We start from the raw sequence: 23,934 nt of genomic DNA, 5'->3' as shown, positions 1-23,934 counted from the left end.
ACGCAGCGCAGCATTACCACTGGCGAGGGTCATACCCGTCAGGGCGCGCGCTGCGCCCCGACCAGGGTGACGGAATCGGCATAAACCGCGTACCCGGTAGAGTCGAGCTTGCTCGACGCTACGGCGTCAACGCGATGCCGCGGCGCTCCGGGTCGACCACCGGCGCGGCGCCCGCCGCAGTCAGCTGCGCCAGCACCGTTTCAAAGTCGTGTTCGCGACCGAACGCATGCTCGTCCAGGGTCAGCGGCAGCAGCTGCAGGAAATCGAAGCGGCCAGAGGGCAGCTGTTGGGGGCCGGGGAAATGCGGCGAGGGAATGAACACCATCGCCTGCAGTTCGCTGTCGGCACGGTCCACCGGCATGCCCAGCTTCAACCGATGCCACGGCGCCAGGGGTCCGCCCGGCATGCGCGAATGGCACAGCAGCAGCTGGTAGGCGGTGAACCAGCGCAGGGTGGTCAACGCCCACGGCGCTTCGTCGCGCGTTTCCAGCAGCAGCTCAACACCGAAACCCGAATCGCCGTCCTCGTGCACACCTTCCCAGGCGTTGGAAAGGCCCGAGCTGACATACACCCAGTGCCTGCGCTCGCCATGTGGGGGGCAGGCGAATACGCCCACGTGCAGCCAGCGCGGATCGATGTCCTCCTGCTGGAAGACCCCGTGCAGCAGGTCCATGTCCAGCGGATGGATGCCCGGGCCGGTATCGCCGAAGTGCTGTTTGTAGAGGGACTCTTCGCGGACTTCCCAACTGTGTTCGAGCAGGGTGTCGTCATCCATGGCGGTCCTCGTGCGTTCGTTGCGCTTGCAGGTGGGGAACGCAGCATAGCGCGCCCCCCCCTGATGCCTCAGCGGTCCACCGTGGCCAGCACCGCCTCCGGGTAGCGCTCACCGGCAGCCGCGTGCAGCGGGAACACCGCATCCAGCCGTGCCAGTACCTCCGCATCCAACGACACCTGCAACGCGCCCAGATTTTCCTGCAACCGTGCCTGTCGCGTCGTGCCCGGGATCGGCACCAGGTGTGGACCCTGTGCCAGCACCCAGGCCAGTGCCAGCTGCGCCGGGGTGATTTCCAGCTCGGCAGCCAGTGCCTGCACCTGTGCCACCAGCGCCAGGTTGCGGGCGAAGTTGTCCCCCTGGAAGCGCGGCGAACCGCGGCGGTAGTCGTCGGCCTCGAAGTCATCCGGGCTGCGGATGGCGCCCGTCAGGAAGCCACGACCCAGCGGCGAATACGGTACGAAGCCGATGCCCAGTTCGGCGGTGGTGGCCAGCACCCCGTTCTGCTCCGGTTCGCGCGACCACAGCGAGTACTCGCTCTGCACCGCCGTGATCGGATGCACCGCATGGGCACGGCGCACAGTGGCTGCAGAGGCTTCGGACAGGCCCAGCCAGCGCACCTTGCCCTGTTCGACCAGGCGCGCCATCGCACCCACGGTGTCCTCGATCGGCACGGCCGGGTCGACGCGGTGCTGGTAGTACAGATCAATGTGGTCCACGCCCAGGCGGCGCAGGCTGTCCTCGCAGGCGGCCTGCACATATTCCGGGCGGCCGTCGATACCGCGCGCCTGCGGGTTGCCCGGGTCCAGCTTCAGGCCGAACTTGCTGGCCAGAAACGCCTCGTTGCGGCGCCCGGTGATGGCGCGGCCGAGCAGGCGTTCATTGGTGTGCGGGCCATACACATCGGCGGTGTCGAGCAGGGTAACGCCACGGTCCAGCGCCTGCTGGATCAGGGCGATGGCCTCGTCCTCGCTGCTGCGGCCGCCGTAGAAGGCGCTCATGCCCATGCAGCCCAGGCCGAGGGCGGACACGGTGGGTCCGGCCGGGCCGAGGGTACGGGGTGTCATCGGGGTGGGGTTCATCGTGAAGTCTCCAGGAAAAAGGGTCAGGCGCGTGGCTGCAGGCGGGTACCGCCGCTCATCAACATGCGCGGCAGCGGCATCTGCAGGAAGTCGTGCGGGAAGGACGGGGCCACGGCGCTGAGCGCATCCAGCCGGGCCAGCGCGTCGGCCGGAAGCTGCAGTTCCAGCGCGGCGAGGTTGTGCTCGAACTGGGCCAGCGTGCGGGCGCCGACGATCGGCAGCGCCCCGGCGCCCGGGCGCTGCAGCAGCCACGCCAGAGCGACCTGCGCTGGGGAGTGCGCCAGTTCCTCGGCGATCTGTTTCACTTCCTCGGCGATATCCAGCGAACGCGGGGTCAACGCACCGTTGATCAGGGCAACATTGCGGCGCGAGCCACCCGGCGTGGCATCCAGTGGCGCGTCCAGGGCCAGATCCGCTGCGCTGTACTTGCCGGTCAGCACGCCGCTGCCCAGCGGCGACCACGCCACCACCCCCAGGCCCAGCGCCTCGGCCATGGGCAGCAGCTCGTGTTCCACGCTGCGCTGGATCAGGCTGTACTCGATCTGCAGGGCCACCAGCGGGGCCCAGCCGCGCAGGTCGGCCAGGGTCTGCATGCGCGCGATCTGCCAGGCCGGCGTGTCGGATATGCCGGCGTACAGCACCTTGCCACTGCGCACCAGGTCGTCGAAGCCACGCATCACTTCGTCCACACCGGTGGTGTCGTCCCAGGCGTGCAGGTAGAGCACGTCCAGATAATCGGTGCCAAGCCGACGCAGGCTGTCCTCCACCGAGCGCAGCATGCTCTTGCGATGGTTGCCGGCATTGTTGGGGTCGCCCGGCACGGTGGCCAAGGTGTACTTGCTGGCGATCACCAGACGGTCGCGCTGGCCCTGGGCGAAGCGACCCAGCAGGCTCTCGGCGCTGCCATTGGTGTAGTTGTTCGCCGTATCGACGAAATTGCCGCCACGTTCGACGTAGGCGTCGAAGATGCGGCGGGCCTCGGCTTCGGCCGCGCCCCAGCCCCAGTCGGCACCGAAGGTCATCGTACCCAGCGCCATCGGGCTGACGCGCAGGCCGGAGCGTCCAAGAAGGCGGTAGTGGTCGAGCGACATCGCAGGTCTCCATCACGAAGGCGGTTCATCCGCCGGAGGAGCCAGCTTCCTCCTGTCGATCATGTGGATAAACTGCGTGCAACCGGACTCACTTTGAAGGTTGGCTTCACAATGGACGTCTCCGCCCCGCTGACCGCCGTGGTCGCCTTCGTCCACGTGGCCGAGCATGCCAGCTTCACCCGCGCTGCCGATGCATTGGGCGTGTCCACCTCGGCGTTGTCGCAGAGCGTGCGCGCGCTGGAAGCGCGGATGGGCGTGCGCCTGCTGCAGCGGACCACCCGACGGGTCGCACTGACCGAACACGGCGCGCGTTTCCTGCAACGGGTGCGCGGTGGCCTGGATCAGATCGACCAGGCCTTCGCCGAACTGGACAGCGCGCGATCGGTGCCGGCCGGGCGGCTGCGGGTGACCCTCCCACGCATCGTCGCCGACCGCATGGTGCTGCCGCGGCTGCCCGATTTCCTGGCGCGCTACCCGCAGGTGCAGGTGGAACTGTGCGTCGACCCGGCACTGACCGACCTGGTGGCCGACGGCTTCGATGCGGGCATCCGCTTGGGCGAATCCCTCGCGCAGGGCATGATCGCGGTACCGGTCGGGCCACCCGAACGGCAGGTAGTGGTGGCCACCCCGGCCTACTTTGAACGCCATGGCGTGCCACGGACGCCGCACGATCTGCAGGGTCATGCCTGCATCGTGCATCGCCTGGCCAACGGCCGGCTGATGCCCTGGGAATTCAGCCGGGACGGCCATGACCTGGAGGTGGAGGTGAGCGGCCGGCTGGTATTCAACGATGCCGGCGTCGCCCATCGCGCTGTGCTCGACGGCCTGGGCATGGCCCAGGGCTTCGCTTCACTGGTGGCCGACGACATTGCCGTCGGGCGACTGCAGAGCGTGCTGCAGGACTGGCAACCGCCGTTCCCGGGCTTCCACCTGTACTACCCGGCGCGCGAGCAGATGGCACCCAAGCTGCGGGTATTCATCGACCATCTGCGCGAAGGAATGCAGCCCCGGTAGCATCGAGCCTGCTCGACTCTACCGGGTACGCCGCATCACCCGTTCAACCCCAGCCGGATGCCGAAGCCGACCAGGAACAGGCCGGCCACGCGGCGCAGGGCCGTGCTGATGCGCGGGTGCTGGATCAGGCGGCGGCGGGCCAGGTTGCCCGCACCGATCAGCAGCGAGCAGTAAGCCACGCTGACCACGAAGATGATGCCGGCCAGTGCCGCGAACGTCGCGAGGCCCTGGTGGGCCTTGGGGTCGATGAACAACGGCAGGAAGGCCATGTAGAACAGGATGGCTTTCGGGTTCAACAGGCTGACCAGGATGGCCTGCTGGAAATAGCGGCCCGGCTGCATGCGGATCGGGCCGGCGTCGCCATCCCCGGTGCGCGGGGTGCGCAGCAGGCTGATACCGACCCATACCAGATAGGCCGCGCCCAGATACTGCACGGCGTGGAACACCAGCGGGTTGGCCTTCAGCAGCGCGGCCACCCCGGCCAGAGCCAGCCACATCAGGATCTGGTCACCCACCAGCAGGCCAGCCAGCGCGGTATAGCCGCCGCGGACTCCACCGCGCCCGGTAGCGGTGAGCAGGGTGAAGGTGCCGGGCCCGGGCAGGGCGAGGAACACCAGCACGGCGAGCAGGAACGTCCACAGATCCTGGATGCCCATCCACGGCATGGCATGGCTCATTGTTGTTGCGGGGGGGCGCCATTGTCGGCCAGAGCCGGTGCCGGGGACAGGGGGCCGCCGCCGCCGGGCAGGCCGGACAGCAGCGGTTGCAGGTGGTCCCGCAGTTGCGCGTGCAGTTGCCGCACCGCCGGCGAGAACTGCTTGCGGTGCGGGCACACCAGCTGCAACGGGATGTGGCTGCCGATGCCGTCAAGCAGCACCTGCAGGCGCCCGGCCCGGACGTCCTCGCGCAGGTCCAGCCACGACTTGTAGGTGATGCCTTCGCCCGCCACCGCCCAGCGCCTCACCACATCGGCATCGTCGCAGACCAGCGGGCCGCGCACCGGCACCACCAGCCGTCGTCCTTCGACCTCGAACGCCCAGCGGTCATGGGTGCGCCCGCCAAGCTGGTAGGCCAGACAGTCATGCTCGCGCAGGTCGTCCAGCCGTGCCGGAACGCCGCGCCGCTGCAGGTAGGCAGGCGAGGCGGCCAGGACACGGCGGTTGCCCTCCAGCAACGGCAAGGCCACGTAGTTGGCATCGTCGAAGTGGCCCAGCCGGATCGCCACGTCCACCGGGTCGCGGAACACATCGGCCACCTCGTCGGACAGGCGCAGATGCAGGCGCAGCCGTGGGTGCGCAGCCCGGAAGGTGGCCAGCCATGGCAGCAGCAGGTTGCGGCCGAAATCCGAGGGTGCCGACAGCTGCAGTGTACCGTGCAGGGCGGCATCCTCACCCTGTACCCGGGCCTGGCCCTCGCGCAGGGTGGCCAGCACCTCCTGGGCATAGGGCAGATACAGCGCACCTTCGCCGGTCAGGCGCAGGCTGCGGGTGGTGCGCACGAACAGGCGCAGGTCCAGCTCGCGTTCCAGCCGTGCCACGGCGGCGGCCACCTGGCCGGGCAGCAGGTCGGCCTCGCGTGCGGCCTGGGAAAAGCTGCCCAGTGCGGCGGTGCGGACGAACAGCTGCAGATCGTCGAAGCGGATCATTTTCATTGCCAGAGTGAAAGTGCTGACTGATTCTGCGCCTTTCCGCGGGGCTGCGCGCGGCGCACGCTGTGGCTTCCTTTCCCCACTGGACCGCTGCCATGCGCGCCATTGCCTACACCCACGCCGGCCTGCCGATCGACGATCCCCAGGCCCTGATCGACATCGACCTGGACCTGCCGCAGCCGGGCCCCCGCGACCTGCGGGTGGCGGTACGCGCGGTGGCGGTGAACCCGGTGGACACCAAGGTCCGTCGCAGCGCAGCCACCGAAGGCCCGCGCGTGCTGGGCTGGGATGCGGTGGGTATCGTCGATGCGGTGGGCAGCGAGGTGACCTTGTTCCAGCCGGGCGACGCGGTCTACTACGCCGGGGTGATCGACCGCCCGGGCAGCAATGCCGAATACCAGCTGGTGGACGAGCGCAGCGTGGGCCGCAAGCCCGCAAGCCTGGACGATGCCGCCGCCGCGGCCCTGCCGCTGACCGCGATCACGGCCTGGGAGCTGCTGTTCGACCGCCTGCGCATCTCCGAGGGCGGCGGTGAAGGCCAGGCCCTGCTGGTGATCGGCGCTGCCGGCGGCGTCGGCTCGATCCTGGTGCAGCTGGCGCGCCAGCTCACCAAGCTCACCGTGATCGGCACCGCCTCGCGCCCCGATACCCAGGACTGGGTCTACGCGATGGGCGCACACCATGTGATCGACCACACGCTGCCCCTGGCAGAAGGCCTGGCGCGGTTGGGCATCCCGCAGGTGGAACACGTGGCGAGCCTGACCCACACCGACCAGCACTACGCGCAGATCGTGGAGGTACTGGCACCGCAGGGCCAGCTGGGCCTGATCGACGATCCGGGCCAGCTGGACGTGATGGCACTCAAGCGCAAGGCGTTGTCGCTGCACTGGGAACTGATGTTCACCCGTCCGCTGTTCAAGACGGCGGACATGCAGCGCCAGCATGATCTGCTGAACCGCGTCGCCGAGCTGATCGATGCCGGTGTGCTGCAGACCACGCTGGGCGAGCACTTCGGGCGCATCAATGCCGCCAACCTGCGGCGCGCGCACGCGCTGCTGGAAAGCCATCGCGCCAAGGGCAAGATCGTGCTGGAAGGGTGGTAAGAGTCCAGGCCAACGGCTGAGCCCCTCGTGGCTGCAGATCGGTAGAGTCGACTGTCAGTCGACTGCAACAGCCGCGCCTGGTCGGGCGGGTTGGGTTCGCGGGACACGCCGTGAATCCGTCCTGGGAGGCTCGTAGGCGCCATCCATGGCGCCTGCGGTCCCGCGAACCCAACCCGCCCGACCTTTGACAGTTCCCGTGTGCGGTCAGCCACGGAAAAGAAAAGAAAGAGCAAGAGCCGGTCGCTTCGCTCGTGTGTCGACCAAGGTCGACACCTACCAGAGCCGGCTCCGTGCCGACCAACGGTCGGCACCCACCATCAGCAGTGGGAATCTGTCGAAGGCGGGGTGGGTCCGGTTGCGGGGGTATCCGCGCCATGGATGGCGCGGCTAAGCCCCCATGGACGGGTTTACGGCGTCCCCCTCAACCGGACCCACCCCGCCATCCCACGGAGTGCAGGCTTCTGATGTTGACGTTGCTCTGGCTTGCAGCAGGTGCAGGGCTGCAAGCCCTGCAAACACCCCCAACCCTCAGGCAACGCCGTTGTCGACGTGCTCGGCAAACCCCGGCTGCTGCCGCAACCGCTCGAACCACGCCTCGATGTTGGCCAGCACCGGCTTGTCGCCCGGCGTGCAGCGCCAGCGCTGGGTGGACAGCCCGAGCACGATGTCAGCCAGGGTGAAGGCTTCACCGACCACGTGCGCGTGGCCTGCCAACTGCAGGTCGAGCATCGTCATCAGACGGTTCCACTGCGCCAGGCTCGCCGCCGCCCGCGCGTCGTCCGGGTAATCGGCATGCCCACGTACGCGCGCCATGAACACGTGGCGCCACGCCGTGTTCAGATCGGTGGCCTGCCAGTCCATCCATTGCTCCACCCGCGACCGCGCCTGCGGCTCGGCCGGCAGCAGGTCGTACCGCTTGGCGCGCGTGGCCAGGTAGCGGCAGATGGTGTTGGATTCCCACAGCACGAAACCGCCCTCGCGCAGCACCGGCACCTGCATGTTCGGGTTCAGCCCACGCAGCAGGTCGGCATCGGGCGTCGCGTGGTGTCGCACGTCCAGGTCCAGCCCGGCGCACAGCCACAGCACCTTGCGCACGTTGATCGAAGTCGGCTTTCCGTACAGTTCCAGCATGGTCAGACGCAGCGTTTGAGACGGGGCCAGCCTACACTGGTGGCATGCAAACCGAATTCCTGCTCATCGGCGGCCTTCTGCTGGCCGTACTTGTCCTGCAGCTGGTCGCCCTGCTGCGCCGCCCGCCCCACGATCGCCTGGAACAGGCGGTTCGCGAGGAGGCGCGTGCCGGCCGCAGCGAACTGCGCGAGCAGCTGGACGGCTTCGCCCGCGCGCTGACCGATCTGTCCACCCGCACCGACCAGCGCCTGGACCTGCTGCGTGAAGCCCTCGGCGAGGATGCGCGCAAGGCCCGTGCCGAAGCGGCCGAAAGCCAGCAGCGCAGTGGCGCGCTGATGGGCCAGCGCCTGCAGGAGCTGCGTGCGCAGCTGGAAGTGTTCGGCCAGCAACAGGAGGCGCGCATCCACGCCTTTGGCCAGCAGCTGCAGGAACTCACCACCCGCACCGACACCCAGCTGGGCGCATTGCGCCAGACCCTGGTGGACGATGCGCGCAAGGGCCGCGACGAAGGCGCGCAGTCGCAGCAGCGCCTGACCGAAAGCCTGGGCCTGCGCCTGCAGGAACTCACCCAGCGCAACGAACAACGCATCGCCGAAATGCGCGCCACGCTGGAAGAACAGCTGCGCGCGCTGCAGAGCGACAACGCGCAGAAACTTGAACAGATGCGCGTGACCGTGGACGAAAAGCTGCAGACCACCCTGGAAACCCGCCTGGGCCAGTCGTTCAAGCTGGTGTCCGAGCGCCTGGAGCAGGTGCAGCGCGGGCTGGGTGAGATGCAGCAGCTGGCCACCGGCGTGGGCGATCTCAAGCGCGTGCTGACCAACGTCAAGACACGTGGCAGCTGGGGGGAGGTGCAGCTGGAAAACATCCTGGAGCAGACCCTGATCCAGGAACAGTACGCGCGCGCGGTGAAGGTGCGCCCGGACAGCGGGGAAATGGTCGATATCGCCGTACGCCTGCCTGGCCGCGGCGATGACGTACCCGTGTGGCTGCCGATCGATTCCAAGTTCCCGCGCGAAGACTACGAACGCCTGCTGGATGCGCAGGAGCAGGGTGATGCCGAGCTGGTACGCGTGCAGGGCGCGCAGCTGGAGCGTGCGGTGAAGGTCCAGGCCAAGTCGATCTGCGAGAAATACATCGTGCCGCCGCACACCACCGATTTCGCGGTGATGTTCCTGCCCACCGAAGGCCTGTACGCCGAGGTCATCCGCCGGCCCGGCCTGGTCGACCTGCTGCAGCGCGACCACCGCGTGGTGGTGGCCGGCCCGACCACCATCACCGCGCTGCTCAACAGCCTGCAGATGGGCTTCCGCACGTTGGCCATCGAAAAGCGCTCCAGCGAAGTGTGGAGCCTGCTGGGTGCGGTGAAGAGCGAGTTCGGCAAGTTCGCCGGCATCCTCGAAAAGGCCGAGAAGCAGATCACCACCGTGGGCCGCAGCATCGGCGCGGCCAGCCGCAAGACACGCACCATCGAGCGCCGCCTGCGTGGCGTGGAAACCCTTGCCAACGAGCAGGTGCAGCAACTGCTGGGTGATCTGGGCGAGGCCGAGGAAGAGACTGGCGAGGACGAGGCGGGCGAGGGCGAAGAGGCCTGAGCACGCTGACACATCCTCTGCACCTTGCAGTGCGTATGCTGGCGGCCTCGATTGCCGCCAGCAGGTCCAACCATGCGTCTTCGCTTCCTTGCCAGCCTGGCCCTGGCCACCCTGCTGTCGGCCTGCAGCAGTACGCCACCCACCGCTGACACCGCCGCGCAACCGGCTGCGGCGGATACGCCGGAAGCTACTGCGGCCTACCAGGAAGCACGCAATGTGGATTGCCAGGCCGCCGGTGGCACCCTGCAGCCGCTGGGCCGCCTGCAGCGCGTGCAGTGCGTGATTCCCTATGCCGACGCCGGCAGGACCTGCAGCAGCAAGCGCGACTGCAGTGGCCAATGCCTGGCCGCGGGTGAAACCGAGGCGGGCCTGGTGGCGACTGGTACCTGCCAGCGCGATGTCAGCCAGAATTTCGGTTGCCGCCAACGCGTCGAGGACGGCAAGGCGCAGGGCACGATCTGCGTGGATTGAGGTCGTGCCGGCCGCCGCATGAACCCCGGGGAACGGTGACATGCGAATGCCGGCCGGCGGCCGGCACCACCGACATCGTGCGGCGCTATGCTGGTGGACCTTTCCACGCCATAGCCGGAGCCCCCGCGTGAGCACCCCGATCCAGGACATTTCCCTCACCACCATCGACGGCCAGCCGTCCACCCTGGGCGATTACCAGGGCAAGGTCCTGCTGGTGGTCAACGTCGCCTCCAAGTGTGGCCTGACCCCGCAGTACGAAGGCCTGCAGGCGCTGTATGCGGAAAAGCAGGCCCAGGGTCTGGAAGTGCTGGGTTTCCCGGCCAACAACTTCCTCGGCCAGGAGCCGGGCAGCGAGGCGGAGATCCAACAGTTCTGCCAGCTGACCTACGATGTGACGTTCCCGATGTTCGCCAAGATCAGCGTGGCCGGTGAGGACACCCACCCGCTGTACCAGAAGCTGACCGCCGCGCAGCCGCAGGCCATCGGTGAAGGCCCGCTGCGCGAGCGCTTGGCCAGCAAGGAGATTCCGATCCACGCCGCCCCGGCAGTGCTGTGGAACTTCGAGAAGTTCCTGGTCGGCCGCGACGGCAAGGTGGTCGCACGCTTCGCCCCGGACGTGGCCGCCGATGACGCGCGCCTGCGCGAGGCGATCGACGCCGCGCTGGCCGCCTGATCAACCGGGGTCGGACCCCATTCCAGCGGAATAGGCTCCGACCCCAGGCGGCAGCCAAGAAAAAACCCCGCCAAGGCGGGGTTTTTTCCTGCGTGGACCGCGGCGATCAGTTGGTCCAGTTCGGCATCGGCATGGCGTCCACCGGGATCGGCGAATTCTCATCGTCCCTGCCGCGCTCGCGCTTGCCGCGCAGATCGTTCTCGATCTGGTAGTTGCGGCGCTGCAGCCAGGCATCGCGCACCAGCGCGTACTCATCCACGGCCGAGCTGCGCAGGTCATCCACCGCCAGCAGCTGCGCACGGGTGTCCACCAGCTGCAGGCCCTGCAGGCCGATGCGGATCTTGTCTTCCTCGATCGTGCGCATCGGCGACAGCGGCATGTCACCGGCAAGGCCGAACACATCGCGCACGGTACGCGGGCCGAAGAACGGCAGTTCCACGTAACGCGAACGGCGCCAGCCCCACGCGCCCAGGGTCTGCCCGAAGTCTTCGCGGCGGTTGGGCACCATCGCCTTGCTGGCGGGATCGAACAGGCCACCGATGCCCAGCGTCGAGTTCATCAGGAAGCGGCCCAGGGTGTCCCACGCATCATCCGGGCGGCCCTGCAGCAGCTGGTTGACGATGGTGACCGGCGCGCGGATGTTGCTGAAGAAATTGCTCACGCCGGTACGTGCGAAGCGCGGCACGACATGGGTATAGGCAGTGGCCAGCGGGCGCGCGATCACGTTGTCCACGCCCACATTGAAGCGGTGAACGCGGCGGTTGAGCGGCTCCCACGGGTCATAGGCGGCCGTGGTGGCAGCCGTGCCGGTGTTGCCGTACAGCGCGTCGAAGTCGTCGTCGCCACCGGGCGCGGCGGCGGCCGCAGCGGTTGCCTCGGCGTCGGCGTCGGCGGGCGTCGGCGTGGTCGTTGCCGACGCGTCATCCGCGGCAGCCGTCGGTGCCGGTTCAACCGCACCGGTGTCGGCAGCGGGTGCGTCGGCGGTGGCGGTGGCGGTGGCCGGAACCACGGTGTCGGCCACCGGCGCATCGCTGCGCGCGGGCTTGCCGGCACAGGCGCTGAGCGCCAGGGCCAGGATCATCAGGGGAAAGGCGCGTACGACGTTCATGTCAGCTCGCAGCAGAAGGTGCATTGAAATCCAGATCGGGCGACAGCCGGTAGGCTGCGCTCAGTTCGTTGAAGCCGGCCGGGGTGCCGGAGATGGCCAGTGGGTGGCCCTGGCTGCGTGCGCGCGCGGCCAGTTCGGCCAGCAGGGCCAGGCCGGCGCTGTCCACGCGCTCGACTTCGCCCAGTTCCAACCGTGCCAGTTTTGCCGGCAGGGCCTGCAGCTGCGGCCACAGCGCGACCACGGCGGCACGGTCGAGCACCCCGCGCAGGCGCAGGGTGTCGCCTTCCAGCAGGGCCAGCGGCTTACTTGCCATTGCCGGCCGGCCCGGCCTGCATGCTGCCGCTGCGCAGTTCACTGGCAACCTGCTTGATGCCCTTCTGGCGCAGCGGGGCGTCGAACTGGTTGCGGAAGGTCTGCACGTAGGAGATGCCTTCGATGTTGACGTCGAAGATCTTCCACTGGCCGTTCACGTTGCGCATCCAGTACTCGACCGGGGTCGGCTCGTTGCCGGCACGCACCAGCTCGGTGGCCACGCGTACGCCGCGGTTGCCCGGCAGCGGGCTCTCGCCCTTCAGGCGGAAGCTCGGCTTGCCCTGGATGTTCAGCAGGGTCGAGCCGTAGCGCTGCATCAGGCTGTCGGCCATCGCGTCGGCAAACAGCTTGATATCGGCGTCGGACGCACCGCGGGCGTGCGTGCCCAGCACCAGGCGCGCGGCATAGTCGCGGTCGAAGGTGCGGGTCAGTTCGCTGTCGATGTAGCTGCGCAGGCTGGCCGGGTTGCTGGTGAACTCAGCGCGGCGCTGCTGCAGGGTGGACATGATGCGGCTGCTGGCGTCGATCACCACCTTGCCGGCCTGGCCCTGCGGGGCGGCGGCAGCGGCGGGGGCGGACTGCGCCTGGGCCAGGAACGGAGAGGCCAGCAGCAGCGAGGAGGCCAGCAGGGCCGGGATCAGTTTCATCTTCATGGTTGCGGTTCCGTTGCAGGCGACTGCTCGCCATCGTTGGGTTTCTGGCCCGCGCCGCCACCGGCGCTGCCACTGAACATGTACTTGCCGACCAGCTGCAGCAGGTCCACCGCCGGCTGGGTGAAGACGATCTCCTCACCGGGCTTGAGCACTTCCGGATCACCACCCGGCTGCAGACCGATATAGCTCTCGCCCAGCAAACCGCTGGTGAAGATGCCGGCGGAGGTGTCGGCCGGCAGGTCCTTGACCTTGCTGTCCATGCGCAGGGTCACGATCGACTCGAACTTCACCGGATCCAGTTCGATGGAGGCGACCTGGCCGACGGTGACACCGCCGATCTTCACCGGCGCCTGCTTGCGCAGCTGGCCGACCTGGGAGAAGCGCGCCTTCAGTTCATAGCCCTGGCCGCCCCAGCTCCAGCGCTGGTTGGTCGAGGCCACGGCCAGCACCATCAGCGATGCCAGGGCCAGCAGCAGGAATGCGCCGACGGAGAATTCGAGTCTGGGACCGCGTATGGCCATGTGGATTACCTGATCGAGTCGTGGTGGCCGCGCGCCCTGCGCACCGCCGGAGGAGGGGTTAGGTGAACAACATTGCCGACAGCACGAAGTTGAACATCAGCACCAGCAGCGAGGCATTGACCACCGCACGGGTGGTGGCCACCGAGGTGCCTTCGATGGTCGGTTCGGCATGGAAACCGACGTAGGAGGCGACCAGCGCGGCGGTGCCGCCGAAGATCGCCGACTTCAGCATCGCCACGCCGAAGTCGTCCCAGAAGTCCACGCTGTTGCGCAGCGCCGACCAGAACACGCCGTTGTCCAGGCCCAGCACGTGCACGGCCTCGAAGTAGCTGGCACTGATGGCCAGCGAACAGAAGATGCCGGTCAGCAGCGGCACGGTCAGCACCGCCGCCCAGAAGCGCGGCGCCACGGCCTTGGCCACCGGATCGATGGCCATCAGTTCCAGTGCCTTGATCTGGTCGGTGGCCCGCATCAGGCCCAGTTCGGCGGCGATCGAGCTGCCAGCGCGGCCGATGAACAGCAGCGCGGTCAGCACCGGTGCCAGCTCGCGGTACAGCGACAGGCCAAGCAGGGTCGACAGCGCGTCGGCCGCACCAAAGGTGGTCAGCGTGCGGTAGCCCTGCAGGGTCAGCACCAGGCCGACGAAGGCGCCGCCGACGGCGATGATCGGCAGCGAGCGCGCGCCGATCTTGTAGATCTCGCGGGTCAGCTCGGCCAGGAAGTCGCGCGTGGGCAGCGAGCCGCGCAGCACGGTCAGCGAGAACAGGCCGGCGCGGCCCAGCGAACGGGTGGCTTGCACGAACGGCATCAGGCAACCCTCGCCCGCGGAGCGGCGTCGAACGGAATGGGGCCGTCGGGCTGGCCGTGCAGGAACTGCCGCAGCAGCGGGTCCTGGCTGGACTGCAGCGCTTCGGGCGTGCCCTGGAACACGATGCCGCCATTGGCGATGGCGATCACCTGGTCGCAGATCGGCAGGGTTTCATGCACGTGGTGGCTGACGATGATGCTGGTCAGGCCCAGGCTGTGGTTGAGGCGCTGGATCAGGCTCATGATGACCCCGGAGGCGATCGGGTCCAGCCCGGTCAGCGGCTCGTCGTAGATCATCAGCGGCGGGTCCAGCGCCAGGGCGCGGGCCAGTGCCACGCGGCGCGCCATGCCACCGGACAGCTCGCGCGGCCAGGCATCGGCGGCGGCCAGCAGGCCCACCGCGTGCAGCTTCATCTGCACCAGCCGGCGCAGCACCGCCGCCGGCAGGCGGGTGTGGGTACGCAGCGGCAGGGCGACGTTTTCGGCCACGGTGAGGTCGGTCAGCAGGCCATTGCCCTGCAGCAGCACGCCCACGCTCTTGCGCATGTCCAGCAGCGCGCCACTGTCCTGCGGGATGGGCTTGCCGAACAGCGTGACCTCGCCGGAAACCGGGCGCAGTTCGCCGGTCAGCGCGGCCAGCAGAGTCGACTTGCCGCTGCCGGAAGGGCCCAGCACGGCGGTGATGCTGCCCTGCGGAACCTGCAGGGAAACGTCGCGCAGGATCGTGCGTCCGCTCCGGTCGATGCGGACGTTGGACAACTGCACCAGACTGGAGGCGGAAGCCGACATGGGCACCATTAACGTTTTTTAGACATCGAAGGGTGGGGTCAGCCGGCTGAACATAAGCGGACTGGACGGTCCAGTATTGTCGCACGACGCGGCGGCCGGCAGGCCGGGACAATGCCCGGGTGTCCCGGAACAATCCATCGCGGCACATGCGGGCCTGGATGGGCCTGCCACCATTGAATACTGCCCGACGTCCTGCACACTGTGCACGATGACCGACCCGTTCAGCGATTTTCGCCTCTATCACTCCAACACGCTGGACGTGCTGGCCGCCCTGCTGGCCCGCAACGTGCGTGCCCCCGTGCAGGGCCAGCCACTGCTGGCGCCGGAGGTGGTGCTGATCCCGCAGGTGGCGATGCGTCGCTGGCTGCAGGCGACGCTGGCAGCCGAGTATGGCGTGGCCGCCAACCTGGAATTCCTTACGCCGGGCGAGTTCGTCGCCCGTGCGCTGAATGCCAATGTCGAGGGCGAAGCCGACGATCTGGATGCCGCCGGCCTGCACTGGAAGCTGTACCAGGCGCTGCGTGATCCCGCGCTGCTGGCGCAGCCCCCCATGCGTGCGCTGCAGGCCTATCTTGCCGGTGGCGACGCGTTGAAGCCGTGGGCGCTGGCCGGTGAACTGGCTGCGGTGTTCGAGAAGTACCAGGCGTGGCGTCGTGATTGGCTGCTCCGCTGGGATGCCGGCGCCGACCCGGCGGACCCGCAGGCGATCCTGTGGCGTGCCATCGCCGCCAACCGCGGCTACCGCGCGCGCCGCATCCAGGACTATCTGGATCGCTTTGAAGGCCCGGGCAAGCCGCTGCCCAAGGGCCTGCCTCCGCGCCTGTCGGCGTTTGCCACCCTCAACATCTCGCCTGATGTGCTGCGGGTCATGGCCACCCAGGCCCGCGTCGGCGAGCTGCACTTCTATATGCCGACCCCGGTGCAGTCGTACTGGGGCGACCTGCAGACCCTGGCCGAGCGGTTGCGCAGCGGCGCGCCCGATCCCTTCGGCGAGGCCGCCGGCGAGAACCGCCTGCTGGAAGCCTGGGGAGCGGCCGGCCGCGACTTCATGGCCGTGCTCGGCAGCTACGAAGTGGTGCACCCGGCCGGCGAGATCGCCGCGTACTCCGATCCGGAAGACGACACCCGCCCGACCCTGGATGAAGGCGGCCTGGCCGACAGCCTGCTGCATCGCCTGCAGCGCGATCTGTTCCATCGCCGGGCATTGCCCTCGGGCGAGCTGCGCGCGCAGCTGCGCAGCGACGATCCCAGCCTGCAGGTGCATGCCTGCCACACCCGCCTGCGCGAACTGCAGGTGCTGCACGACCAGCTGCGCAGCCTGCTGCAGGACCCACGCTTCGACCCGCCCCTGCAGGCGCGCGAGATTGCCGTGCTGGCGCCGGACATCGATCCCTACGTGCCCTATCTGGAAGCCGTGTTCGGCGGCCGCAGTGGCGACGAGGAGCATATTCCCTACGCGCTGGCCGACAGCAGCCCGCTGGCGGGTGAACCGCTGGCCGACGTGTTCGTGCACCTGCTGTCGCTGCCGGTGTCGCGGTTTGGCCTCAACGAAATCCTCGACCTGCTGGCCAGCGCGCCGCTGGCCGAGGCCGCCGGGCTGGAGGCGGTGGACTTCGACCGCCTGCATGGCTGGCTGCAGCAGGCCGGTGCGCGCTGGGGCATCGATGCCAACCACCGCAGCCAGCTGCAGGCCCCGCGCGACGATGCCTACACCTGGCAGTTCGCACTGGACCGCCTGCTGCTGGGCCACGCGACCGGCAGTGATGCCGACCTGGCCGGTGTGGCGCCCTGGAGCGAGCTGGAAGGCGGCGCGCTGGACGCGCTCGATCACCTGTTGCGCCTGCTGCGCGTGCTGGCGCTGTACCAGCGCAGGCTGGGCGAGACCCTGACCCCGGCGCAGTGGCGGCAACGCCTGTTGTCCCTGCTCGATGCGCTGCTGCCGGAGGCGCCCAGTTCGCCCAACAGCCAGCGCGCGCTGGAGCGCCTGCGCAAGCTGCTCAACCAGTTCGCCGACGATGCGCACAAGGCGGGTTTCGAGGACGGTGTGCCGCCGGAGGTGGTGCGTGCCCACTTTGCCGGTGCACTGTCCGAGGCCGATACGCGCGCACCGCTGCTGACCGGTGGCATCAGTTTCGGTCGCATGGTGCCGATGCGCCTGCTGCCGTTCCGGGTGATCTGCGTGCTGGGCCTGAACGATGGCGACTTCCCGCGCCGCGACCCGGCCGCCGGCCTGAACCAGCTCACCGCCGAGCTGGACACGCCGCGCCGTCGCGCGGGCGACCGTTCCACCCGCGAAGACGACCGGTTCCTGTTCCTGCAGTTGTTCGCTGCCGCGCAGGATGTGTTCTACCTGAGCTATCTGGGCGCCGACCCGCGCGATGGCAGCGTGCGTGAGCCCTCGGTGCTGGTCAGCGAGCTGATCGACGCCGCCGCGGCCTATCACCAGGCGCCGGAGCTGGCCATCGGCGCGTTCACCGTGCGTCATGCACTGCAGCCGTTCTCGCCTGCGGCCTTCGGCGAAGGCGATCCGCGTCGCTTCAGTTACCGCCGCCAGTGGTACCCGGCGGCCGGGCGCATGGCGGGGCAGCGCGGTGGGCTGCAGCCCTGGTTCGATGCCGCGTTGCCGCCGCCGCTGGATGATGCGGTCGAAAACGAGGTGGCACTGGATACGCTGCGCCGCTTCCTGTGTGATCCGGCAGGGCAGTTCCTTGCCCAGGCACTGGGCCTGCGCCTGGCGGATGATGTCGAGGACGTGGACGACCTTGAGCCGCTGGTGCTGTCATCGCGCGGCCCGGAGAAGCGCAGCGTGCAGGCGGCCGTGGTGCGCGCCACCCTCAGCGGCGATGCCGAGCCGTTGTACCCGCGCCTGCGTGCCCGTGGCCTGCTGCCGTCCGGTGCGCTGGGCGAGCGCCAGTTCGAGGCCGAGCAGCTCAAGACCCGCCCCTATGCCGCCGCGATGCTGGGCTGGATGAAGGGCGAGCCGCTGGAAAGCCGCCGCTATGAAGTGGAGATCGACGGCGTGCGCCTGCATGGCCGCGTGGCCGACCGCCATCCCGAGGGACTGGTGCGCCTGCGCGCGGGCACGCTGAACGGCAACGCGGTGATCCGCCAGGGCCTGGACTGGTTGCTGGCCAACGCGGCCGGCGATGCGCTGCCGCTGGTGCAGTTCCATGACGGCGGCGATGCCGGCCCCGGCCCGCACATCCTGCCTGCGCCCGGTGCCCCAGCGGCACGCGCCGCGCTGCGCGCCCTGCTGCAGCTGCGACGGAGAGGCCTGCGTGAACCGCTGCGCTTCGCGCCGTATACCGGCTGGGTGCTGTTCACCGCGCCAGCAGACAAGCAGCGCAGCGAAGGCTGGAAGCAGTGGCACGGCAGCGACCGCAGCTGGGGCGAAGCCAACAGCGATGCCTGGCAGCTGCTGCTGCGTGGCGCCGATCCCTTTGCCGATGACGACAGTTACGCCGACCTGCTGCGCAACAGCCAGGTCGTGTTCGGTGCGGTACGCGACGGGCGTGGCCCGGCGGACACCCGCAAGGAGGCCGACGCATGAGTGCACCCGTTGATCCCTACCTGCAGCTGCCGCTGCAGGGCATCGGCCTGATCGAAGCCAGTGCCGGCACCGGCAAGACCTTCACCCTGGCCACGCTGTTCACCCGCCTGGTGGTGGAGCAGGGCCTGCGCATCGGCCAGATCCTGGCAGTTACCTTCACCGATGCGGCCACCCAGGAACTGCGCAAGCGCATCCGCGAGCGCCTTGCCCTGGCCGCGCGCCTGGTCGATCTTGCGCCGGCCGGCGACGAGGCGCCGGACGCGCTGCTGACCCGGCAGGTGCTGCAGCGGCACCTGGATTCCGGCCAGGAGAGCGCCACCGCACTGAAGCGCCGCCTGCAGGTGGCCGCCGATGAGATCGACCTGGCCTCGATCTTCACCATCCATGGCTTCTGCACCCGCGTGCTGCGTGAGCATGCGCTGGAAAGCGGGCATACCTTCGATCCGCCGGAACTGCTGGCCAGTGATCGCGAGCTGCTGGAAGAACTGGCTGCAGACCTCTGGCGCCTGCACGCCAACGACCCGGCCACGCTGGAGCCACTGACCTGGCTGTGGTCGCACCCCGATGCACTGGCCTCGGACCTGCGCGCGCTGCTGGCCTCGCCGCCGCTGTACCCGCGCCCGCAGCCGGTTGTGGTGGACGATCCGCGACCGGCCCTGCAGGGCGCAGCCGCGGAACTGTCGCGGGCCGTGCGCGAGCATGGCGAACAGTTCTTCCTCGACCTGTGCGAAGCGGTCGACAACAAGTGGATCAACGGCGTGTCCTACAAGCTGGGGTGGCTGCATCCCCTGGGCCGGCAGCTGCTGGCCTGGGCCGAGCGCGGTGATGCCAGCGAACTGATGACCAGCGACCGCCTGCCCGCGCTGCTGCGCGATGCACTGGTGGCCAAGACCAACAAGAAGTTCGTCGACCGCACGCCGTCCTCGCCGCTGCAGGCACCGCTGGAACGCTACGTGGCGCTGCTTGCCGTGCGCGAACAGTGGCTGCGTGCCACCGCATTGAACTTCCTGCACGCCCTGCGCGAGGAAGCCACCCAGCGCCTGGCCATGCTCAAGCGCACCCGCCGTGTACAGACCTACGACGATCTGATTGATGGCGTCGCCCACGCACTGGAGGGATCGCAGCGACTGGAACTGGTGCGCAAGCTGCGCCAGCAGTACCGCATCGCCCTGGTCGACGAATTCCAGGATACCGATGACCGGCAGTGGAGCATTTTCCACACCGTCTTCGGCGATTCACCCGAAGTGCGGGAGCTGGACCTGCCGCCCGCGCTGTTCCTGATCGGCGACCCGAAGCAGGCGATCTATGGCTTCCGTGGCGGTGACATCCACACCTATCTGAAGGCCAAGCAGGCCGCGCGGCCGGCCCCGCCGCTGGACCAGAACTTCCGTTCACGGCCTTCGGTGCTGCGCGCGCTGCAGGCGCTGTATGACAACGGGGGTGAGGACGCCTTCCTGGAAGCGGGCATCGGCTTCGAGCCGGTCCGCCCCGGTGGTGTGCGCAGCGACGGCGATTACCAGCGCGATGGCAACGCAGCGCCGGCACTGACCCTGCGCGTGCTGCGCAGTGAAGGCGACAAGGCGATGAGCGCCGACGCATCGCGCGCGGCAGCCACCCAGGCCTGTGTGGCCGACATCCACCAGACGTTGCTGGATGCGCGCGCCGGTACCGCCCTCCTGCGCGGCCGCGCCGTGCAGCCTGGCGACATCGCCGTGCTGGTGCGCTCGCACCGCGAGGCGACGCTGGTGCAGCGCGCGCTGGCGGCAGTGGGCATTCCAGCGGTGGCGGCGGGCAAGCAGAGCCTGTTTTCCACCCCGGAAGCACGCGATCTGCGTGTGCTGCTGCTGGCCTTGCTGCAACCAGCCGACGAAGGCCGCCTGCGCGCGGCACTGGCGACCGTGCTGCTCGGCCAGCAGGCCAGTGCGATTGCCAACATGGAACGGGAGGGTGACCTGCAGCGCGCATTCCAGGCACAGCTGCTGCACTGGCGCGAGCGCTGGCAGCGCGGTGGCCCGTTTGCGGTGGTGGCCGATGTCTGCGCCGCGCAAGGCGAACGCCTGCTGGCGCTGATCGACGGCGAGCGCCGGCTGACCAACTACCTGCAGCTGGGCGAACTGCTGCAGGAAGCCTCGGCGCAGGCGCTGGGCATGCATGGCCTGCTGGACTGGCTGCAGGGGCAGATGGCCAATGCCGACCAGAACGACGAACAGCAGCTGCTGCGCTTGGAATCGGATGCGCGCCGCGTGCAGATCATCACCCTGCACAAGAGCAAGGGATTGGAGTACCCGCTGGTCTACCTGCCCTTCGTCGGCATCGACGGTGGCGCACCCAGTACCGCCGGGCACTGCACCGTGCATGTGGACGGCGAGCGCCAGCTGCACTGGAAGCTGGACAAGGACGAGGCCTGGGAAGCGGCCAGCGGGCAGCGCGACCGCGAGCAGCGCGCCGAGGATGCGCGGCTGCTGTACGTCGGCCTGACCCGTGCCGAGCATGCGCTGTGGATCGCCATCGGCGATCTCGCTGGGCTCGGCAAAACACGCCTCGCACCGCTGCTGGGAGACCTGCAGGCGCTGCGGACGCATGCCGATGTGCACGTCGATGACAGTGAGCCGGTGCTGCGGCTGCCGCAGCTGCCGGTGGAACAGGAGGGCGGACTGCCGCCCGTGCGCACCCTGACCCGGCGCGTACCGCATGACTGGTGGGTGTACAGCTTCACCCAGCTGGCGCATGCCGATGCCGGCGACGACGTTGAAGCCGCTGCCACCGAACTGCCGGCCCCGGCCGCCGACGAACCGGCCGGCGCGGAACTGCCCCTGGAGCCGGCCCTGCCCGAACCCGCCGCCGCCGAAGCCGCGCCGCTGGACCCGCGCTTCATGGGCAGCCGCTTCGGCAACGTCCTGCACAACGCCCTGGAGAACGTCGATTTTGCCGCCTGGGGCGCATGGGTACCCGGGCAGACTGCGCCGCAAGGACAGGATGTACTGCTGCGCAAGGCGCTGCATGACGAAGGCTATGCCGACCAGGACCTGGACGATGGCGTGGCGGTTCTGGTGCCGCTGGTCGGCCACACGCTGACCGTTGCACTGCCTGAGGGCGGTGCCCTGCACAGCCTCGGTGAAGATGAGCGTCGTGCCGAAATCGAATTCCACTTTGCGATCGAACCCACTGCCGTGCCAGCGCTGCTGCAGCTGCTGCACGACCATGGCATTTCCAGTGCGCGTCGTGGCTTCGGCCTGCGTCGCCGTCTGGAAGGGCTGATGACCGGCAAGATCGACCTTACCTACGTGCGCGATGGGCGCTGGTACGTGCTCGACTACAAATCCAACCGACTGCCGGGCTACAGCCCGGACCTGCTGCAGATCGCCATGCACCACAGCGAGTACGACCTGCAGGCGCTGATCTACACCGTGGCCCTGCACCGCTGGCTGCGCTTCCGTCTGGGCCGTGCCTACGCGTACACGCGCGACATGGGCGGCATCCGTTATCTGTTCTGCCGTGGCCTGGATGGCACCGGCAATGGCGTGCACACGCAGCGGTTCCCGCCGGAACTGGTGGATGGGCTGGATGCACTGTTCGCGGGGGGCGAAGCCGCGCATGCGGAACTGGTCGCGCGCGCCATCGGAGCCAGCGCATGAGCGAGACCCTGCTAAAGCAGCTGTACCGCGGCGGGCACCTGCGCACGCTCGACCATGCGCTGGCCACCAGTCTGCTGCGGCTGCGCCACGACACGCCCGATGGCGTGGCGGTGGCCGCAGCGTTGGCGTCGCTGGCAGTGTCGCAGGGGCACGCCGGCTTCGATCCGTGGCAACCCGGCCGCCTGATCGAGGGTGAGATTCCATGGCCGCCTGCGCAGCACTGGCTGGCCCAGCTGCAGGCGTCGCCCTGGGTGGCGCAGCCGGAGGATGCCGATGCTGCTGCCGGGGAGGCCCCCCTGGTGCTCGAAAACGGCCTGCTGTACCTGCGCCGTTACCGCGAGTACGAACGACAGCTGGCCGCAGGCCTGCAGCGCATCGGCCGGCATCCGTTGCCGCCACCGGACCTGGCCGCGCTGGCGCCGCTGTTCGCACGGCTGTTCCCCGCTGCCGCCGTGCAGGAAGACCACCAGGCACGTGCGGCCGGCGTGACCCTGCGCCATCCGTTGGCGCTGGTGACGGGCGGTCCCGGCACCGGCAAGACCACCACCATCGCCCGCCTCTTGTTGCTGCTGGCTGCGCAGGCCCTGCAGGCGGGCGCACCGGTGCCACAGGTCGCCCTGGCGGCACCGACCGGGCGCGCCGCCGAACGCATGGCCGAAAGCCTGCGCCTGGCCGTGCAGCGGCTGCAGGAAGAAGGCCTGGATCCGGCGCTGTGTGCGGCATTGCCGACCACCGGTACCACCCTGCATCGCCTGCTCGGCGTCATCCCCGATTCACCGCGTTTCCGCCACCACGCTGACAATCCGTTGCCGGTGGACGTCGTGGTGGTGGACGAAGCCTCGATGATCGATCTGCCGCTGATGGCCAAGCTGGTCGATGCCATTGCCAGCGGCACCCGCCTGATCCTGCTGGGTGATCCGGACCAGCTGCCCTCGGTGGAAGCGGGCGACGTGCTCAGCGCCATCCTGCGCGCCAGTGGCGATGGCACCGGCACCCGTGCCGACGATGCGCAGGCCCTGCATCATCTGCTGGCAACACCGACCCTGCAGCCGCCAGCCGCGCCGCGCGCCTTTGCTGGCCGTCGCGTGCAGCTGCAGCGCGGCTACCGGCAGAGCGACGCATTGCAGCTGGCGCCGTTGGCCCAGGCCGTGCGCGAAGGCGACAGCGATACGGCCCTGGCGTTGCTGCGTGCAGGGCAGCTGTCCGGTGTCCACTTCCACGACAATGACGCCGACCCGCTGCGCGGCCAGCGTGAGCACCTGCTTTCGCACTGGCGGGCGCTGGCCGAGGCCGAAGACCCCGGCCGCGCGCTGCAGCAGGCCGGCCGCCTGCGCGTGCTGACGGCCCTGCGCGAAGGCCCGCAGGGCGCACGCGGGCTCAACAGCCGCATCGAACAGCTGCTGGCCGGCAACACGCCGGGCTACTTCCAGGGCCGCCTGCTGCTGGTGACCGAGAACAGCTATCGCCATCGTCTGTTCAACGGGGACATCGGCATCTGCCTGCGGGACAGCAGCGGTGCGATGGCGGCCTGGTTCCCTGGTGACGCCGCCGAGCAGCCGCGGGCGTTCCATCCGGCAGCACTGCCGGCGCACGAAAGCGCCTTCGCCATGACCGTGCACAAGGCACAGGGCTCGGAGTTCGATGAAGTCTGGTTGCAGCTTCCCCGCCAGGACAGTCGTGTGCTGTCGCGCGAGCTGGTCTACACCGGTATGACCCGCGCCCGCCAGGTGCTGCACGTGGCCGGCAGCGAAGCGGTGCTGAAAGCCGCGTTGAAGCGGCACGCGAGCCGCCTCGGCGGATTGGCGTGGCGCTTGGGTGCAGAGCCGGGGTCAGATCCCGATGCCGACGGGAACGGGCTCTGACCCCCATCCACGCATGGCGTGGATCTACTGGAAACTGCGGCTGTTGGTAGGTGTCGACCGTTGGTCGACACATCTGTCAGACATCGATATCCGACCCCGTGTCGACCAAGGTCGACA

General features: G+C 68.9%; 20 protein-coding genes. 8 read left to right on the top strand and 12 right to left on the bottom strand.

Features of this window, described 5'->3' with window-relative positions:
- Nucleotides 1-118: 118 nt before the first annotated feature.
- The 3 genes from C1924_RS20160 to C1924_RS20150 all read right to left on the bottom strand — a co-directional run bounded on the left by C1924_RS20160 (nt 119) and on the right by C1924_RS20150 (nt 2,945).
- Nucleotides 119-775, bottom strand: a complete 657-nt coding sequence (locus C1924_RS20160; protein ID WP_108766906.1) for a suppressor of fused domain protein — start codon at nt 773-775, stop codon at nt 119-121.
- Nucleotides 776-843: 68 nt separating this feature from the next.
- A complete protein-coding gene (locus C1924_RS20155; protein WP_108767138.1) occupies nt 844-1,839 on the bottom strand; it encodes an aldo/keto reductase in 996 nt (331 codons plus the stop codon).
- Between the two features lie 38 nt (nt 1,840-1,877).
- Nucleotides 1,878-2,945: an aldo/keto reductase gene (locus C1924_RS20150; RefSeq protein WP_108766905.1), complete on the bottom strand. Its 1,068-nt coding sequence runs from the start codon at nt 2,943-2,945 to the stop codon at nt 1,878-1,880.
- A 111-nt stretch (nt 2,946-3,056) separates the two neighbouring features.
- On the opposite strand from C1924_RS20150, the gene C1924_RS20145 reads away from it, so the two are divergent.
- Complete coding sequence (locus tag C1924_RS20145) at nt 3,057-3,959, top strand: LysR family transcriptional regulator (protein ID WP_108766904.1); 903 nt, start codon at nt 3,057-3,059, stop codon at nt 3,957-3,959.
- A gap of 35 nt (nt 3,960-3,994) precedes the next feature.
- Here the strand turns inward: C1924_RS20145 and leuE are convergent, their stop codons facing one another.
- Nucleotides 3,995-4,624, bottom strand: coding sequence for a leucine efflux protein LeuE (gene leuE / locus C1924_RS20140; protein ID WP_108766903.1), 630 nt, complete (start codon nt 4,622-4,624; stop codon nt 3,995-3,997).
- 8 nt (nt 4,625-4,632) lie between these two features.
- Entirely contained in the window at nt 4,633-5,610 is a 978-nt protein-coding gene (locus C1924_RS20135; protein ID WP_108766902.1) for a LysR family transcriptional regulator, read from the bottom strand.
- A gap of 92 nt (nt 5,611-5,702) precedes the next feature.
- Between C1924_RS20135 and C1924_RS20130 the strand changes: the two genes are divergently transcribed.
- Nucleotides 5,703-6,710 (top strand): zinc-binding alcohol dehydrogenase family protein, encoded by a 1,008-nt coding sequence (locus tag C1924_RS20130; RefSeq protein WP_108766901.1) that lies wholly within the window; start codon nt 5,703-5,705, stop codon nt 6,708-6,710.
- Between the two features lie 528 nt (nt 6,711-7,238).
- Here C1924_RS20130 and C1924_RS20125 read toward each other — a convergent pair.
- Nucleotides 7,239-7,841: a glutathione S-transferase N-terminal domain-containing protein gene (locus tag C1924_RS20125; protein WP_108766900.1), complete on the bottom strand. Its 603-nt coding sequence runs from the start codon at nt 7,839-7,841 to the stop codon at nt 7,239-7,241.
- 44 nt (nt 7,842-7,885) lie between these two features.
- Between C1924_RS20125 and rmuC the strand changes: the two genes are divergently transcribed.
- The 3 genes from rmuC to C1924_RS20110 all read left to right on the top strand — a co-directional run bounded on the left by rmuC (nt 7,886) and on the right by C1924_RS20110 (nt 10,580).
- On the top strand, nt 7,886-9,436 hold the full coding sequence (gene rmuC, locus C1924_RS20120) for a DNA recombination protein RmuC (protein WP_108766899.1): 1,551 nt from the start codon (nt 7,886-7,888) through the stop codon (nt 9,434-9,436).
- Nucleotides 9,437-9,508: 72 nt separating this feature from the next.
- The gene (locus tag C1924_RS20115; protein ID WP_108766898.1) at nt 9,509-9,907 is read left to right on the top strand and encodes a hypothetical protein; all 399 of its coding nucleotides are present in this window, start codon (nt 9,509-9,511) and stop codon (nt 9,905-9,907) included.
- 127 nt (nt 9,908-10,034) lie between these two features.
- Entirely contained in the window at nt 10,035-10,580 is a 546-nt protein-coding gene (locus tag C1924_RS20110; protein WP_108766897.1) for a glutathione peroxidase, read from the top strand.
- 106 nt (nt 10,581-10,686) lie between these two features.
- Here the strand turns inward: C1924_RS20110 and C1924_RS20105 are convergent, their stop codons facing one another.
- The 6 genes from C1924_RS20105 to C1924_RS20080 are packed head-to-tail and all read right to left on the bottom strand — an operon-like array spanning nt 10,687 to nt 14,770.
- Complete coding sequence (locus C1924_RS20105) at nt 10,687-11,688, bottom strand: VacJ family lipoprotein (protein ID WP_108766896.1); 1,002 nt, start codon at nt 11,686-11,688, stop codon at nt 10,687-10,689.
- A gap of 1 nt (nt 11,689) precedes the next feature.
- Nucleotides 11,690-12,001, bottom strand: coding sequence for an STAS domain-containing protein (locus tag C1924_RS20100; RefSeq protein ID WP_108766895.1), 312 nt, complete (start codon nt 11,999-12,001; stop codon nt 11,690-11,692).
- Nucleotides 11,991-12,653, bottom strand: a complete 663-nt coding sequence (locus C1924_RS20095; protein WP_108766894.1) for an ABC transporter substrate-binding protein — start codon at nt 12,651-12,653, stop codon at nt 11,991-11,993. The genes C1924_RS20100 and C1924_RS20095 overlap by 11 nt, the downstream gene beginning before the upstream one ends.
- Entirely contained in the window at nt 12,650-13,174 is a 525-nt protein-coding gene (gene mlaD, locus C1924_RS20090) for an outer membrane lipid asymmetry maintenance protein MlaD (RefSeq protein ID WP_108766893.1), read from the bottom strand. Before mlaD ends, C1924_RS20095 begins: the two co-directional genes overlap by 4 nt.
- 58 nt (nt 13,175-13,232) lie before the next feature.
- Nucleotides 13,233-13,982 carry an MlaE family lipid ABC transporter permease subunit gene (locus C1924_RS20085; protein ID WP_079224408.1) on the bottom strand — a complete coding sequence of 250 codons (750 nt, stop codon included), beginning with the start codon at nt 13,980-13,982 and terminating at the stop codon, nt 13,233-13,235.
- Complete coding sequence (locus C1924_RS20080) at nt 13,982-14,770, bottom strand: ATP-binding cassette domain-containing protein (RefSeq protein WP_108767137.1); 789 nt, start codon at nt 14,768-14,770, stop codon at nt 13,982-13,984. Before C1924_RS20080 ends, C1924_RS20085 begins: the two co-directional genes overlap by 1 nt.
- Nucleotides 14,771-14,978: 208 nt before the next feature.
- Between C1924_RS20080 and recC the strand changes: the two genes are divergently transcribed.
- Genes recC through recD form a run of 3 tightly spaced genes read left to right on the top strand, consistent with a single transcriptional unit; the run spans nt 14,979 to nt 23,817 of the window.
- Complete coding sequence (recC, locus tag C1924_RS20075) at nt 14,979-18,320, top strand: exodeoxyribonuclease V subunit gamma (RefSeq protein ID WP_108766892.1); 3,342 nt, start codon at nt 14,979-14,981, stop codon at nt 18,318-18,320.
- Nucleotides 18,317-21,955 (top strand): exodeoxyribonuclease V subunit beta, encoded by a 3,639-nt coding sequence (gene recB, locus C1924_RS20070; protein ID WP_108766891.1) that lies wholly within the window; start codon nt 18,317-18,319, stop codon nt 21,953-21,955. The genes recC and recB overlap by 4 nt, the downstream gene beginning before the upstream one ends.
- On the top strand, nt 21,952-23,817 hold the full coding sequence (recD, locus tag C1924_RS20065; protein WP_108766890.1) for an exodeoxyribonuclease V subunit alpha: 1,866 nt from the start codon (nt 21,952-21,954) through the stop codon (nt 23,815-23,817). The genes recB and recD overlap by 4 nt, the downstream gene beginning before the upstream one ends.
- Nucleotides 23,818-23,934 lie beyond the last annotated feature (117 nt).

It is taken from the genome of Stenotrophomonas sp. ESTM1D_MKCIP4_1, from assembly GCF_003086895.1.
Taxonomy (GTDB): Bacteria; Pseudomonadota; Gammaproteobacteria; order Xanthomonadales; family Xanthomonadaceae; genus Stenotrophomonas.
Note: the sequence above shows the minus strand (reverse complement) of the source record. Positions and strands in the feature narration are given on the sequence as shown.

Coding starts and splice junctions, on each gene's coding strand:
- C1924_RS20160 (WP_108766906.1), bottom strand. CDS start 775: ATGGATGACGACACCCTGCTCGAACACAGTTGGGAAGTCCGCGAAGAG.
- C1924_RS20155 (WP_108767138.1), bottom strand. CDS start 1,839: ATGACACCCCGTACCCTCGGCCCGGCCGGACCCACCGTGTCCGCCCTC.
- C1924_RS20150 (WP_108766905.1), bottom strand. CDS start 2,945: ATGTCGCTCGACCACTACCGCCTTCTTGGACGCTCCGGCCTGCGCGTC.
- C1924_RS20145 (WP_108766904.1), top strand. CDS start 3,057: ATGGACGTCTCCGCCCCGCTGACCGCCGTGGTCGCCTTCGTCCACGTG.
- leuE (WP_108766903.1), bottom strand. CDS start 4,624: ATGCCGTGGATGGGCATCCAGGATCTGTGGACGTTCCTGCTCGCCGTG.
- C1924_RS20135 (WP_108766902.1), bottom strand. CDS start 5,610: ATGAAAATGATCCGCTTCGACGATCTGCAGCTGTTCGTCCGCACCGCC.
- C1924_RS20130 (WP_108766901.1), top strand. CDS start 5,703: ATGCGCGCCATTGCCTACACCCACGCCGGCCTGCCGATCGACGATCCC.
- C1924_RS20125 (WP_108766900.1), bottom strand. CDS start 7,841: ATGCTGGAACTGTACGGAAAGCCGACTTCGATCAACGTGCGCAAGGTG.
- rmuC (WP_108766899.1), top strand. CDS start 7,886: ATGCAAACCGAATTCCTGCTCATCGGCGGCCTTCTGCTGGCCGTACTT.
- C1924_RS20115 (WP_108766898.1), top strand. CDS start 9,509: ATGCGTCTTCGCTTCCTTGCCAGCCTGGCCCTGGCCACCCTGCTGTCG.
- C1924_RS20105 (WP_108766896.1), bottom strand. CDS start 11,688: ATGAACGTCGTACGCGCCTTTCCCCTGATGATCCTGGCCCTGGCGCTC.
- C1924_RS20100 (WP_108766895.1), bottom strand. CDS start 12,001: ATGGCAAGTAAGCCGCTGGCCCTGCTGGAAGGCGACACCCTGCGCCTG.
- C1924_RS20095 (WP_108766894.1), bottom strand. CDS start 12,653: ATGAAGATGAAACTGATCCCGGCCCTGCTGGCCTCCTCGCTGCTGCTG.
- mlaD (WP_108766893.1), bottom strand. CDS start 13,174: ATGGCCATACGCGGTCCCAGACTCGAATTCTCCGTCGGCGCATTCCTG.
- C1924_RS20085 (WP_079224408.1), bottom strand. CDS start 13,982: ATGCCGTTCGTGCAAGCCACCCGTTCGCTGGGCCGCGCCGGCCTGTTC.
- C1924_RS20080 (WP_108767137.1), bottom strand. CDS start 14,770: ATGTCGGCTTCCGCCTCCAGTCTGGTGCAGTTGTCCAACGTCCGCATC.
- recC (WP_108766892.1), top strand. CDS start 14,979: ATGACCGACCCGTTCAGCGATTTTCGCCTCTATCACTCCAACACGCTG.
- recB (WP_108766891.1), top strand. CDS start 18,317: ATGAGTGCACCCGTTGATCCCTACCTGCAGCTGCCGCTGCAGGGCATC.
- recD (WP_108766890.1), top strand. CDS start 21,952: ATGAGCGAGACCCTGCTAAAGCAGCTGTACCGCGGCGGGCACCTGCGC.